Origin of the sequence: Enterobacter cloacae complex sp. 2024EL-00214 (assembly GCF_043945575.1) — a bacterium.
GTDB classification, from domain to species: Bacteria; Pseudomonadota; Gammaproteobacteria; order Enterobacterales; family Enterobacteriaceae; genus Enterobacter; species Enterobacter cloacae_P.
The window spans coordinates 110,452-123,735 of sequence record NZ_JBIMRC010000006.1; the positions used below are offsets into that span (position 1 = coordinate 110,452).

17 protein-coding genes and 1 pseudogene are annotated in these 13,284 nt (G+C 50.2%); 3 read left to right on the forward strand and 15 right to left on the reverse strand.

The genetic code is table 11. The annotated features are described in order from the left end of the window. Window positions 1-52 precede the first annotated feature (52 nt). Genes ACHHZ6_RS09080 through ACHHZ6_RS09100 form a run of 5 tightly spaced genes read right to left on the reverse strand, consistent with a single transcriptional unit; the run spans window position 53 to window position 2,864 of the window. Window positions 53-514, reverse strand: a complete 462-nt coding sequence (locus ACHHZ6_RS09080) for a DUF943 family protein (RefSeq protein WP_395122118.1) — start codon at window positions 512-514, stop codon at window positions 53-55. Between the two features lie 43 nt (window positions 515-557). Then, window positions 558-1,019, reverse strand: coding sequence for a DUF943 family protein (locus ACHHZ6_RS09085; protein ID WP_395122119.1), 462 nt, complete (start codon window positions 1,017-1,019; stop codon window positions 558-560). A gap of 43 nt (window positions 1,020-1,062) precedes the next feature. Further along, on the reverse strand, window positions 1,063-1,524 hold the full coding sequence (locus tag ACHHZ6_RS09090) for a DUF943 family protein (RefSeq protein ID WP_395122120.1): 462 nt from the start codon (window positions 1,522-1,524) through the stop codon (window positions 1,063-1,065). A gap of 43 nt (window positions 1,525-1,567) precedes the next feature. Beyond that, window positions 1,568-2,029 (reverse strand): DUF943 family protein, encoded by a 462-nt coding sequence (locus ACHHZ6_RS09095; RefSeq protein WP_395122121.1) that lies wholly within the window; start codon window positions 2,027-2,029, stop codon window positions 1,568-1,570. A 1-nt stretch (window position 2,030) separates the two neighbouring features. Then, window positions 2,031-2,864, reverse strand: a complete 834-nt coding sequence (locus tag ACHHZ6_RS09100) for a DUF3289 family protein (RefSeq protein ID WP_395122122.1) — start codon at window positions 2,862-2,864, stop codon at window positions 2,031-2,033. 212 nt (window positions 2,865-3,076) lie between these two features. Here ACHHZ6_RS09100 and ACHHZ6_RS09105 point away from each other — a divergent pair. Next, a pseudogene (locus ACHHZ6_RS09105) lies at window positions 3,077-3,279 on the forward strand (transposase); the annotation flags it as partial. 57 nt (window positions 3,280-3,336) lie between these two features. Here ACHHZ6_RS09105 and thiL read toward each other — a convergent pair. The 5 genes from thiL to nrdR form a co-directional block, all read right to left on the reverse strand. Further along, on the reverse strand, window positions 3,337-4,308 hold the full coding sequence (thiL, locus tag ACHHZ6_RS09110) for a thiamine-phosphate kinase (RefSeq protein ID WP_182273928.1): 972 nt from the start codon (window positions 4,306-4,308) through the stop codon (window positions 3,337-3,339). A 77-nt stretch (window positions 4,309-4,385) separates the two neighbouring features. Further along, window positions 4,386-4,805 (reverse strand): transcription antitermination factor NusB, encoded by a 420-nt coding sequence (gene nusB / locus ACHHZ6_RS09115; RefSeq protein WP_006809908.1) that lies wholly within the window; start codon window positions 4,803-4,805, stop codon window positions 4,386-4,388. A gap of 21 nt (window positions 4,806-4,826) precedes the next feature. Then, the gene (gene ribE / locus ACHHZ6_RS09120; protein WP_006176874.1) at window positions 4,827-5,297 is read right to left on the reverse strand and encodes a 6,7-dimethyl-8-ribityllumazine synthase; all 471 of its coding nucleotides are present in this window, start codon (window positions 5,295-5,297) and stop codon (window positions 4,827-4,829) included. Between the two features lie 87 nt (window positions 5,298-5,384). Beyond that, entirely contained in the window at window positions 5,385-6,488 is a 1,104-nt protein-coding gene (gene ribD / locus ACHHZ6_RS09125; RefSeq protein WP_182273927.1) for a bifunctional diaminohydroxyphosphoribosylaminopyrimidine deaminase/5-amino-6-(5-phosphoribosylamino)uracil reductase RibD, read from the reverse strand. Between the two features lie 4 nt (window positions 6,489-6,492). Beyond that, a complete protein-coding gene (nrdR, locus tag ACHHZ6_RS09130; protein WP_182273926.1) occupies window positions 6,493-6,942 on the reverse strand; it encodes a transcriptional regulator NrdR in 450 nt (149 codons plus the stop codon). Between the two features lie 152 nt (window positions 6,943-7,094). On the opposite strand from nrdR, the gene ACHHZ6_RS09135 reads away from it, so the two are divergent. Beyond that, complete coding sequence (locus ACHHZ6_RS09135; RefSeq protein ID WP_182273925.1) at window positions 7,095-7,634, forward strand: DUF3251 domain-containing protein; 540 nt, start codon at window positions 7,095-7,097, stop codon at window positions 7,632-7,634. A gap of 268 nt (window positions 7,635-7,902) precedes the next feature. Beyond that, the gene (locus ACHHZ6_RS09140) at window positions 7,903-8,787 is read left to right on the forward strand and encodes a nucleoside-specific channel-forming protein Tsx (RefSeq protein ID WP_395122123.1); all 885 of its coding nucleotides are present in this window, start codon (window positions 7,903-7,905) and stop codon (window positions 8,785-8,787) included. A 96-nt stretch (window positions 8,788-8,883) separates the two neighbouring features. On the opposite strand, the gene ACHHZ6_RS09145 is transcribed toward ACHHZ6_RS09140, so the two are convergent. The 5 genes from ACHHZ6_RS09145 to yajC all read right to left on the reverse strand — a co-directional run bounded on the left by ACHHZ6_RS09145 (window position 8,884) and on the right by yajC (window position 13,276). Further along, window positions 8,884-9,564, reverse strand: coding sequence for a helix-turn-helix transcriptional regulator (locus ACHHZ6_RS09145; RefSeq protein WP_395122124.1), 681 nt, complete (start codon window positions 9,562-9,564; stop codon window positions 8,884-8,886). Window positions 9,565-9,578: 14 nt separating this feature from the next. Further along, entirely contained in the window at window positions 9,579-9,944 is a 366-nt protein-coding gene (locus ACHHZ6_RS09150) for a VOC family protein (protein ID WP_182273922.1), read from the reverse strand. Window positions 9,945-10,086: 142 nt separating this feature from the next. Continuing rightward, window positions 10,087-11,058: a protein translocase subunit SecF gene (gene secF, locus ACHHZ6_RS09155; RefSeq protein WP_163281376.1), complete on the reverse strand. Its 972-nt coding sequence runs from the start codon at window positions 11,056-11,058 to the stop codon at window positions 10,087-10,089. Window positions 11,059-11,068: 10 nt separating this feature from the next. After that, window positions 11,069-12,916 (reverse strand): protein translocase subunit SecD, encoded by a 1,848-nt coding sequence (gene secD / locus ACHHZ6_RS09160; protein WP_182273921.1) that lies wholly within the window; start codon window positions 12,914-12,916, stop codon window positions 11,069-11,071. Window positions 12,917-12,943: 27 nt separating this feature from the next. Next, entirely contained in the window at window positions 12,944-13,276 is a 333-nt protein-coding gene (gene yajC, locus ACHHZ6_RS09165; protein ID WP_182273920.1) for a preprotein translocase subunit YajC, read from the reverse strand. Window positions 13,277-13,284: the final 8 nt, after the last annotated feature.

Sequence of the window (13,284 nt, forward strand, 5' to 3'; positions counted from 1 at the left end):
CGGGAGCAGAGCGGAATTAATCAAGCCGTTGAACACATCGCCAAAGTAGCATTCAGTACCGCTCTTTAGTTATCGAGCCATCTTTTTTATCCATAACGTACATATTATCACCAACAAAAAATCTGATCTTATTACTTTCAGGAAATCTGAAAGAAACTTCAAGAAGAATATTTTTCTCAATACAGTTCTTCTCAGATGTCATATCAGGAAAACAGAAATAATCCTCTCTCGGTGAGTCCCGCAGGTATCCGTCCCCCACATCCCAGACCGTCAAAACAAATCTCTGCCCGGCGGGAATATTGTATTTTTTCTTAAGCATTTCCCGCTGAGATAACCACCAGTTAATTCGCCCCCGGTCCGTTAACGGGAAATGGTCAACGATAATATCGTCATAGCCCATCCTGTCAGTACTGCGATGGACATCTATGATTTTCACTGGATAAATAGAATCCCACAGACTAAAAACAATCACAGCCAAGGCAATCGCCATATAAATAAACCAGGATTTTTTCATATCATTATCGCTCCGATAATTTGATACAGCCCAATCGCGGCTTTTAATACCGTGCCTTAGTCATCGAGCCATCTTTTTTATCCATGATGTACTTATTATCACCAATAATAAAATTAACTTTGTTTTCATCAGAAAATCTGGTATCGACTGCAAGGAGTTCGTTTTTTTCAATACAGTTCTTCTCTGATGTCATATCAGGAAAACAAAAATAATCTTCTCGCGGAGAGTCCCGCAGATACCCCTCCCCCACGTCCCAGACCGTCAAAACAAATTCTTGCCCGGAGGGAATGTTATATTTATTCTTAAGCATATCCCGCTGAGATAGCCACCAGTTAATTCTCCCCCGATCCGTTAACGGGAAATGGTCAACGATAATATCATCATAGCCAGGGCGATCAGTACTGCGATGGACATCAATGATTTTCACAGGATAAATATCCTCCCAAAGACTAAAAGAAATCACAACTACTGCAATTGCCATATAAATAAACCAGGATTTTTTCATATCATTATCGCTCCGATAATTTGATACAGCCCAATCGCGGCTTTTAATACCGTGCCTTAGTCATCGAGCCATCTTTTTTATCCATAATGTATTTATTATCACCGATAATAAAATTAACTTTATTTTTATCAGAATACCTGGCATCAACCTTAAGAAGTTTATTTTTCTCAATACAGTTCTTCTCTGATGTCATATCAGGAAAACAAAAATAATCTTCTCGCGGAGAGTCCCGCAGATACCCCTCCCCCACGTCCCAGACCGTCAAAACAAATTCCTGCCCGGAGGGGATGTTATATTTTTTCTTAAGCATATCCCGCTGAGATAGCCACCAGTTAATTCTCCCCCGATCCGTTAACGGGAAATGGTCAACGATAATATCATCATAGCCAGGGCGATCAGTACTGCGATGGACATCAATGATTTTCACAGGATAAATATGATCCCAGAAACTAAAAGCAATCACAACCAAAACAATCGCCATATAAACAAACCAGGATTTTTTCATATCATTATCGCTCCGATAATTTGATACAGCCCAATCGCGGCTTTTAATACCGCGCCTTAGTTATCGAGCCATCTTTTTTATCCATGATGTACTTATTACCACCGATAATAAAATTAACTTTATTTTTATCAGAAAATCTGGCATCAACCTTAAGAAGGTTATTTTTTTCAATACAATTCTTCTCTGATGCCATATCAGGAAAACAAAAATAATCCTCTCGCGGAGAGTCCCGCAAATACCCGTCCCCCACATCCCAGACCATCAAAACAAATTCCTGCCCGGAGGGGATGTTGTATTTTTTCTTAAGCATATCCCGCTGAGATAACCACCAGTCAATTCGTCCCCGATCCGTTAACGGGAAATGGTCAACGATAATATCATCATAATCAAATTTATCAGTACTGCGATGGACATCAATAATTTTTACAGGGTAAATATCATCCCAAAGACTAAAAGCAATCACAACTACTGCAATTGCCAGATAAATAAACCAGGATTTTTTCATATCATGATCGCCCCGTCAGTTTTACAGAAGCCTTGAAGTTCGTCACAAAAGGTTTAAATGAAAAGCAGTTGTATCGCTGAAGAACAAACCATATCCGAAAAAACCTGAAGCTTTGGTATAGTTTTTTAGTAATATCTTCTCGCCCCAGACCAAAATGATCCTGAGCTTCAAATAATATGTCCGCCTCCCACCCTATCTGGTATCTTCTAAAATTAAGCATAACAATTCTCTGGAAATAGATATCATGGATGGTGATCCCCATTCCGTTGAATCGGTCTTCGAAATCATTAAACTTAGGCAATGTCGCATTTAATATTCCTGTTCGTACATCCCAAATAAAATTCTGACTACCAACTTGTTTACGCCTGTCACTGACATATTTATTAATTGCATCCCTGATAACACTGGGCGTAGTATTTCCATATTGCTTTGCCCTGAGAAGATCAGAAAATGCTCTGTTGAGTAACGCGTTATAGCCAAAAGGTCTGCCATCTCCATGTTGAAAATGGTTAATCATCTCTCCAATTAAATTTTTATATTGCCCGGAAGCAAACAACCCTGATAACTCCCTCATTTCATCAAAAAGTATACTGGCGCATTCATCAGGGGTAATGCGTTGATCGTCTTTAGGGGAATGCCCGGTAATAAATGGATAGCTAATTTTATCTTTGAAGGTCATCCTATAGGGATCGACTATAGTCGAAACATCGTTTAACCCTAATGATTGTAATTCTAAAGCAGACAGATCACTATGCCGCATATCATCTGTACTTGCATCATTAAATCTATTTTTTGTCTGAAATAGTATTTCGCAAGGAAAATTCATGTGGTACATACTCATCCCTCATAGTATACGAACCAACAATCCTATAACTCACATCCTCATTCCAGGAACATCATACGCCAGACAGCAAGATAAAAAAAATAATAAATAAATTAAATGGCAAAAATTATATAAATAACATTCACGCAATAAATAACCTCTCTCCAATATATCCATTAACCTAATTAAATTTGCGTTACGTTTTTTAAAGGAGATACGTAAATAGCCAGAAAATGCACATCATTATTCTGGACGGTAGGGTTATCACCGTTCGCAGTCAATAAAAGACTGAGCAGAAGTGGAGAATACCGAACTTCATTACCTTCCACCTTACGACCCTAACCTGAATCGGATAGAGCGAATGCGGAAGTTAATGAATGAGCATGCCCGGAACAATCGTTATTTCAGTTATCCGCGAGAATTCAGAGATGAAACCTGAATCTTGAGGTTACATGGGGATGTATTAAACAGGACCGGCTCTAATTTAGGCAAAATGATCGTACCCTTTCCAGTCAAGTATCACTGGCGCGCCGTTACGAACAAACTGCAGCCCTTCGCTCTCAGGCATAATCTGCCCGATGCAGGTAAATTTCGCGCCAAGGTGGGCTAACGCCACATCCAGCGTCCCGCGGTTAAGCTCAGGGACGGTAAAGCACAGCTCGTAATCTTCCCCACCGGACAGCGCCCAGCGCAGGGCCTGCTCAGCGTCAACGTGACGGAGAAGTTGCTCTGATAGCGGGAACAGATCCAGGTCAACACGCGCCCCCACACCACTAGCCTTGAGAATATGGCCGAGGTCGGAGATAAGCCCGTCAGAGAGATCGATAGCCGAACTGGCGCGTTCACGCAGCGCCTGCCCCTGTAAAATACGTGGCGTTGGTCGCAGATGGCGTTTCAACAGATACGCCGCGTCGTCAGCATCTGCAACCGTTAAGCGATCCTGAAGAATCGCCAGCCCCGCCGCACTGTCGCCCGGCGTGCCGGTCACGTAGATCCAGTCACCCGGTTTTGCACCCGAGCGCTTCAGCGCGCGTCCAACCGGCACATAGCCGTGGATCGCCAGCGTCATCGACAGCGGCCCGCCAGTTGTATCACCACCAATCAGCTGCATATCATAGTAGTTAAGCTGCTCAAACAGCGCATCGCTGAAAGCTTCAAGCCAGGTTTCATCGACATCTGGCAGGGTTAAAGCCAGCGTTAACCACGCGGGATCGGCCCCCATCGCGGCCAGATCGCTCACGTTAACCGCCAGCGCTTTATACGCCAGATCGGCAGGGTCGATATCAGGTAAGAAATGACGACCGCACACTAAGGTGTCGGTGCTGATTGCCAGCGTCTGTTTTTCAGGAATATTGAGAAGTGCGCAGTCATCGCCAATGCCGGTTTCAACATCAAGACGAGAGGTTCTGACACGGTCAAAATAACGGGCAATCAGGGAGAATTCGCCGCAAGCCATACGTTATGCCTCAGCAAAGAAAAGAAAAAACCGGAGCCGCACTGCCGCCAGGGCAATGCGAGACTCCGGTTTGCGGATCACTTTTTGTGGGGACGGATCGCAGGTGCGGCTTTATCCAGCACGCCGTTAACAAACTTGTGGCTGTCTTCAGCACCGAAGGTTTTTGCCAGTTCGATCGCTTCGTTGATGGCCACTTTGTACGGCACATCATCACGTTTAGACAGCTCAAACAGCGCAATACGCAGCACTGCTTTTTCCACCTGGCCCAGCTCTTCGAGCAGACGGGACAGGTATGGTTTCATCAAACCATCGAGATACGCGCTATTAGTCGCCACTCCCGACAGCAGTTCACGGAAGTACAGAACGTCAACGTCTTTCACGTCCTGTTCTGACAGGAACTGGTATTCAACATCAGCGATGTCGTTCTGGGACAACTGCCAGGAGTAAAGTGCCTGGACGGCACATTCACGGGCGCGGCGACGAGCAGCAGGTTTCACGGAATTCCCCTTACAAAAAAATCAGGCCTTGATGGCTTTCAATACATTGATCATTTCAAGCGCGGTCAGTGCAGCTTCTGCACCTTTGTTACCGGCTTTGGTGCCAGCACGTTCGATGGCTTGTTCAATACTTTCGGTGGTCAGCACGCCAAACGCGACAGGAATTTCAGCGTCCTGTGCAACGTGTGCCAGACCATTGCTTGCACCGCCCGCAACGTATTCGAAGTGCGCAGTGCCGCCGCGAATAACGGTACCCAGCGCAATCACCGCGTCGTACTTACCGGTTTTTGCCAGCGCACCCGCTGCCAGAGGCAGTTCATAAGCACCTGGAACCCAAACAACAGTAATGTTGTCATCTTTAACCTGGCCGATACGTTTCAGGGCGTCAATCGCACCTTCCAGCAGGCTGTCGTTGATGAAGTTGTTGAAACGCGCAATGGTGATGGCGACGCGAGCGTCCGGGGTAGCTACAGCAGCTTCAATAATGTTCATACTCTTCCTTTACGGGTTCATTTAGCCCCGCAGGGGGGCGGATTTTATCATAATACTTTGCGCACTGCTTCCCTATTTCAGGAGCAATTACGCTGTTGTTAAATGGAGGCAAACATCCGGGCCAACAGGACGTATCTCGCTAAATTTGAGTTGTGGGGCATCAGCCAGTTTTTCAAGGCCAGGCAGCACAAACAGGCCGCGAGCATCGCTACCTAACAGTTTAGGCGCAACATAGACAACCAGTTCATCCACCAGCCCCGCCTGTAACATCGCGCCAGCCAGCGTCGGGCCCGCTTCTACCCAGATGCTGTTTACCTGTTGTTTGCCAAGTAACATCATCAGCACCACTAAATCGAGGTGCCCGTTGTGCTCCGGCACCATAATGCTGCGCACACCGTCTGGCCATGCCCGCGGATCCTCCTGCGTGCGGGCAAACCAGGTTTCACCCGGTTGCTGGACGATGCGGTGCTCAGGCGTCACACGGTTCTGGCTATCAATGACAATACGCAGCGGCTGGCGCAGGTTCTCCTGCGGATAAAGCGCCTGGGTATCGGCATTTAGCTCATTCCAGCGTACGGTCATAGCCGGATCGTCAGCCAGAACCGTTTCACTGCTGGTGAGAATAGCATGGCTTTGCGCGCGCAGACGTTGCACATCGCGCCTTGCCTGCGGGGAGGTGATCCACTGGCTTTCACCGTTCGCCATCGCCGTGCGACCATCCAGCGAGGCTCCCAGCTTAAGTTGAATATACGGGAATCCGGTGCGCATACGCTTCAGGAAGCCTTTGTTAATGGCTTCCGCGTCGCCCATCATCAGACCGTGACTGACGTCGATCCCTTCCTGCTGCAGACGGTACAGCCCGCGTCCGGCGACCTGTGGATTGGGATCCTGCATCGCCGCAACCACACGCGAGACACCCGCCGCAATCAGCGCTTCGCAGCACGGCGGCGTCCGCCCATGATGGCTGCATGGCTCAAGCGTCACGTAGGCTGTTGCACCGCGCGCTTTTTCGCCCGCCATACGCAAGGCATGCACTTCGGCATGCGGTTCGCCCGCGCGATAGTGGAACCCTTCGCCCACAATCTCGCCATCTTTCACGATAACGCAGCCGACGTTCGGGTTGGGATGAGTGGTAAAACGTCCACGTTGCGCCAGCTTCATGGCTCGCGCCATGTAAATCTCATCCTGCATGAGTTTAATCCTGTAAGCGGGCGATCTCTTCGCCGAACTCTTTGATGTCTTCGAAACTGCGGTATACGGAGGCAAAGCGGATATAGGCAACTTTATCGAGCTTTTTCAGCTGTTCCATCACCAGATTGCCAATCATTTTGCTTGGCACTTCGCGTTCGCCGGTTCCACGCAGGTGAGATTTAATATGGTTTAGCGCCATTTCAACGTCGTCAGCACTGACGGGACGTTTTTCCAGCGCCTTGAGCATCCCGCTACGCAGTTTCTCTTCGTTGAATGGCTCACGCACATCGTTACTTTTTACCACCCGTGGCATTACCAGCTCTGCGACCTCAAAGGTCGTGAAGCGCTCGTTGCACACCAGACATTGCCTACGGCGACGTACAGAAGACCCTTCGCCCACAAGACGAGAATCGATGACTTTGGTATCCACAGCGGAGCAGAATGGGCAATGCATACGGTATCCCTGTTATCCGGTTAACTGACTTTCATTTTACCCTGAACTGGCCTGACAACAAAGGAAGAGCTTTTTGAGACAAAGGATCTATGTCTGACGGGATCCAACTGGCTACCATTACGGAGATCCGTTATTTCAAGGAAATAAACGCAATGACAAGACGTTATCTAAGAATTCTCCTGGTGGGAAGCCTCTTCACCCTTAGCGCCTGCGCACAGCAAACTGAAGTCCGCCAGATGAAACAAAGCGTGAATACGCTTAATACGGCAATGGACAAACTGAACAAAGAGACGGTGAAGATCACCCAACAAAACGCACTGAATGCAAAATCCAGCCAGGGCGTTTACCTGCTGCCCGGAGCCAATACGCCCGCGCGTCTCAATAGCCAGGTTGGCACGCTGAAAATGTCGCTGGTCAACGTTGCGGCGAATGCCGATGGTACTCGCGCAACATTGCGCATTCAGGGCGAATCAAACGATCCGCTCCCGGCATTTAGCGGTACCGTAGAGTGGGGGCAGATCCAGGGCACTACAGAGAGCTATCAGGAAATTAACGTGAAAAACCAGCTATTCACTGCCCCGGCCAGCATACTGGCTCCGAGCGATGTTGATATTCCACTCCAGTTGAACGGCCTCACACCGGAACAATTAGGTTTTATTCGCATCCACGATATCCAGCCCGTCACGCAGTAACCCCCCTTTTTTAGCGGAGTGCAATGTCACTCCGCTAACATTTACATCCCGCAAATATTGGCAACATAAATGTTTGCCGTTACAATCCCGCCGTCTAAAGTACGCAAACGTGAACGCAATCGATTACGTGCGTGAGAGAACTGTGAAACAACACATATTTTTGTGAGCAGGGATTCCTATAATAGGCTCCGCAGAAACACGAAATATTTAGAAACGCAAATCGCGCATTTTTCACTCCCGGAAGGGAATTTCAATCAGTGGCATGATTATGAAAAAAACATTACTTGCAGCCGGCGCAGTGCTGGCACTTTCCTCCTCTTTCACTGTTAACGCAGCGGAAAACGACAAACCACAGTACCTCTCCGACTGGTGGCACCAGAGCGTTAACGTAGTCGGCAGCTACGACACCCGTTTCGGACCACAGATCCGCAACGATACCTACCTCGAGTACGAAGCATTTGCCAAGAAAGACTGGTTTGATTTCTATGGCTATGTGGATCTGCCGGTCTTCTTCGGTGGTAACACCGATGCGAAAGGTATCTGGAACAACGGTTCCCCACTGTTCATGGAGATCGAACCGCGCTTCTCCATCGACAAACTGACCGGTACCGATCTGAGCTTCGGTCCGTTCAAAGAGTGGTATTTCGCGAACAACTACATCTACGACATGGGTCGTAACGATTCTCAGGAACAGAGCACCTGGTACATGGGTCTGGGTACGGACATCGACACTGGTCTGCCGATGAGCCTGTCCATGAACATTTACGCGAAATACCAGTGGCAGAACTATGGTGCATCCAACGAAAACGAGTGGGATGGCTACCGCTTCAAAGTGAAATACTTTGTGCCAATTACCAAACTGTGGGGTGGAAACCTGAGCTACATCGGCTTCACCAACTTCGACTGGGGCTCCGATCTGGGTAGCGACAACTTCTACGATAATAACGGCAAGCACGCGCGCACCGGCAACTCTATCGCTTCCAGCCACATTCTGGCACTGAACTACGATCACTGGCATTACTCTGTTGTGGCGCGTTACTGGCACAACGGTGGTCAGTGGAACGACGACGCAAGCCTGAACTTCGGCAACGGCAACTTCAACGTCCGTTCTACCGGTTGGGGTGGTTACCTGGTCGTAGGTTACAACTTCTAATCAGCCCGCACAGCCCCTCTCCCACAGGGAGAGGGAACAAACACGACAAACGGCAACACACGTTGCCGTTTTGCTTTTACCTTGCCACCCGGTTTTTTACTGCTTCACCTTGCGCAAAAAATCCGCCAGCGAACGATCCGCGCTCTCGCTAAACCGTCTCTCCGTCTGCACAATATTGAGACATCTGTCGAGCCGGAAACAGCGGTAATCGTCGCGCCGCTCACACCACGCCGCCAGCAACCAGCGCTCTCCCCAGAAGAACAGCCCCAGCGGCTGAACGTCGCGCTGTGAGAGCTGCCCGGCATCATCCCGATAATGCAGCGCAAGCACCCGCTGGGCTGAAATCGCCTGATGAATCATGTCAAAACCGCTGCGGGAGTGGTTTTGCACGCAAAAATCCGGTGCATAAATACGCGTCTGCTCCGCCTTTCGACGGCTCTCTTCCGGCAGGATCGCCAGTACCTTTTCCTGCGCGGACTCCAGCTCACGCGAAAGTGACTCCCCGCCCCAGGTTTTAAGCAGGCGGATCGCCACCATCAACGCCTCAGACTCCTTGCTTGTCAGCATCAGCGGTGGAAGATCAAAACCCGACATCAACCGGTATCCGCTCCCCGCCTCACCTTCCACCGGCACACCAGAAAGCGACAGGTCACGGATATCGCGGTAAACCGTACGCTCAGAAATCCCCAGCCTGTCCGCCAGATGCGCTGCCGTTGTCAGCCGCCGGCCCCGCAGGATCTGCACAATCTGAAACAAACGGTCAGCGCGTCGGGTCATATTTTTTTCAGCTCTCAGGCGGGTTGATGAAGGCCGACACGATTACCTTCGCTGTCGGTAAACAGGGCAATGGTGCCAATACCGTGTGGCAACACCAGCGGGCCAAACACGCACTCACCACCTGCAGAAGCAATACGATCGAGCGTAGCCGCCAGATTGTCAGTATGCAGGTAAATAATAGCGCCCTGTTGAGACGGTGTAATGCCGTCAAATTTTGCCAGTGCGCCGCCGGTAACCGGATCTTCATGCGGGAAAACCGCCAGCTCAGCACAATCCATTTTTTCACGACGAAGAGTAACCTGCATTACCGGCTCATAAAATTTGATGGCGCGATCCATATCAGCGACCGGAATTTCAAACCAGTTAATAACGCTTTTCATACATCCTCCTGCCTGTTGTTTGGGTTCAGAAGGAGTCTACGACAGGGCTCCTGACAGCATACTGTCAGGAGTGTTTGTCAGGAGCAGACAAAAAAAATCCCGGCCAACAGACCGGGATTTTGATAACGCGAAAGACGTTGCCTTACGGCAGAATTGACGGCTGATCCGCCCCTTCTTTTTCGACTTTCTGCTGCAGCAGATGCTCACGCTTCATGCCGAGTTTCAGCGCCAGCGCAGATGCCACATAGATAGACGAAGCCGTACCGATAGACACACCAATCAACATGGTCAGCGAGAAACCTTCCAGCACCGGGCCACCGAAGAGATACAGCATCAGGATAACCATCAGAGTGGTACCGGATGTGATAAGCGTTCGGTGCAGCGTCTGGGTCAACGACACGTTAAAGATTTCGTACGGCGTACCGCGACGGATCTTACGGAAGTTTTCACGAATACGGTCAGATACGACGATACTGTCGTTCAGTGAGTAACCGATAACGGACATCAGGGATGCCACAATCGTCAGGTCAATCTCAATGTGGAACAGAGACAGTACGCCCATCGTGATCACCACGTCGTGCGCCAGGGCGATAACCACCCCCGCCGCCAGTCGCCACTCGAAGCGGAAACCAACGTACACAAGGATGGAGATCAGCGCCACCAGCAGCGCCATCGCACCGGTCTGCGCCAGGTCAGCACCCACGCTCGGGCCAACAAACTCAATACGCTTAACCGTCGCATTCTGGCTGGTCGTTTCGTTAATCACGCTAACGACCTTGCTGCCCAGCTCCTGGCTGCCGTTGGCATCGTGCACCGGTGGCATACGCACCATGATGTCGCGACTGCTACCAAAGTTCTGCAACAGTGGCTCTTCAAAGCCCGCTTTCTGCAGAGACTGGCGCATCTGGTCCATATCGACCGGTTTTTCCAGGGTGATTTCAATCACCGTACCACCGGTGAAATCAAGACCCCAGTTAAAGCCTTTCACGCCCATAATGACGATGGACAGAATCAGCAGTAAACCTGAAATGCCGAAGGCCCAGTAGTCCCAGCGCATAAAGTCCCAGACTTTACGGCCGTGGTTCAATTGTTCAACAGTATATTCCTGTGCCACAACGCACTCCTCAGATAGACAGCTTTTTGACGCGCTTGCCGCCGTACAGCAGGTTCACGATGGCACGGGTGCCGACAATAGCGGTAAACATAGACGTTGCAACACCGATACCGGTAGTAATTGCAAAGCCTTTGATCGCGCCAGTACCCACTGCATACAGGATAAGAACCTTAATCAGTGTTGTTACGTTCGCATCGAAGATGGAGCTGAACGCGCCTTTGTAGCCTTCGTCGATCGCCTGCTGGATAGAGCGACCGTTGCTCAGTTCTTCTTTGATACGTTCGTTTATCAGTACGTTGGCGTCGACCGCCACCGCAAGGGTGAGGACGATACCTGCGATACCAGGCATGGTTAGCGTCGCCCCCGGCAGCAGGGACATAATACCGATGATCATCACCAGGTTCGCCACCAGCGCAGAAGTCGCAATCAGGCCAAACTTCTTATAGAAGAAGATCATGAAGAGGATAGACACCACCAGACCGGCCAGACACGCTTCCAGACCCTGCTGGATGTTCTGCATACCCAGGGTTGGCCCAATGGTACGTTCTTCAACAATCTGAATTGGCGCAATCAACGCACCAGCACGCAGCAGCAGAGAGAGCTGACGCGCTTCGTTCGGGTTGTTGATACCCGTGATACGGAAGCTGTTACCCAGACGAGACTGGATGTTGGCGATGTTAATCACCTCTTCCTCTTTCACCAGCACTGCACGACCGTTGGCATCTTTCTTACCGCTGTCTTTGTACTCCACAAACAAGGTCGCCATCGGTTTGCCGATGTTGTCCTTGGTGAAGTTAGACATGATGTTACCACCCGCGCTATCCAGCGAGATGTTAACCTGCGGCTGGTTGTACTCATCCTGGCTGGAGGTGGAGTCGGTGATGTGATCACCGGTCAGGATCACGCGTTTGTACAGCACAACTGGCTGACCTTCACGCGTCTGCTTCACTTCAGAGTCACCCGGAATACGGCCTGCGGCAGCCGCTGACTGATCAACGTTAGAGTTAACCAGACGGAATTCCAGCGTCGCGGTTGCGCCCAGAATCTCTTTCGCACGCGCAGTATCCTGAATACCTGGCAGTTCAACCACAATACGGTCAGCACCCTGACGCTGTACCAGCGGTTCAGCCACGCCCAGTTGGTTTACACGGTTACGCAGAATGTTGATGTTCTGCTGAACAGCATATTCGCGCGCTTCTTTCATACGCGCGTCGGTCATTACCGCGCGCAGCTGGTTGCTGCCCTGAGAGGTAATCACCAGATCGCGGTGGCGTTGAGTCAGGTAATCTACAGCCTGATCGCGTGCCGCACTGTCGCGGAACGTGATGCTCATACCGTAGTTATCTTCTTTACGCACGGTGGTATACGCAATGCCTTTTTCACGCAGATCGCTGCGCAGGCTATCGATATTCTGTTCCTGCAGTTTGCCAAGCGCAGTGTCCATATCCACTTCCATCAGGAAGTGAACACCGCCACGCAGGTCAAGACCGAGTTTCATTGGTTCTGCATTCAAAGCAGCCAGCCAACGCGGAGTTGCAGGAGCAAGGTTCAGCGCCACGACATATTTATCACCCAGCACGCCCATCAGCGCTTCACGAGCGCGGAGCTGCGTGTCGGTGGTGTCGAAGCGAGCAAGAATCGCGCCCCCTTCCAGTGCCACAGACTTAGCGGTAATTTTTTCTTCTTGTAACGTTTTCTGGACCTGGATCAGCGTTTGCTCACTGGCGGCGACACCGCGCGCGCCAGTGATTTGAACAGCCGGATCCTCACCATACAGGTTGGGAAGCGCGTACAGCAGGCCGACGAGAATCACGACGACCAGCATGATGTACTTCCACAAAGGATAACGGTTTAACACGGCAGTTCCCTTTGGGAAAAGTTGGGATTACAGCGCCTTCATGGTGCCTTTCGGCAGAACGGCAGCTACGAAGTCACGTTTGATAACCACTTCAGTGGTGTCGTTCAGAGCGATAGCAATGTAGCCGTTGTCAGCTACTTTGGTCACGCGGCCCACCAGGCCACCATTGGTCAGCACTTCATCGCCTTTCGCAATGGAGCTCATCAGGTTTTTGTGCTCTTTGGTACGCTTCTGCTGTGGGCGCAGGATCATGAAGTAGAAGATCAGACCGAACACAACCAGCATCAGAATCAGAGACATCGGGCTGCCCTGCGCCGGAGCACCTGTTGCCGCTACCGCATCAGAAATAAAAAAGCTCATTCAAATTC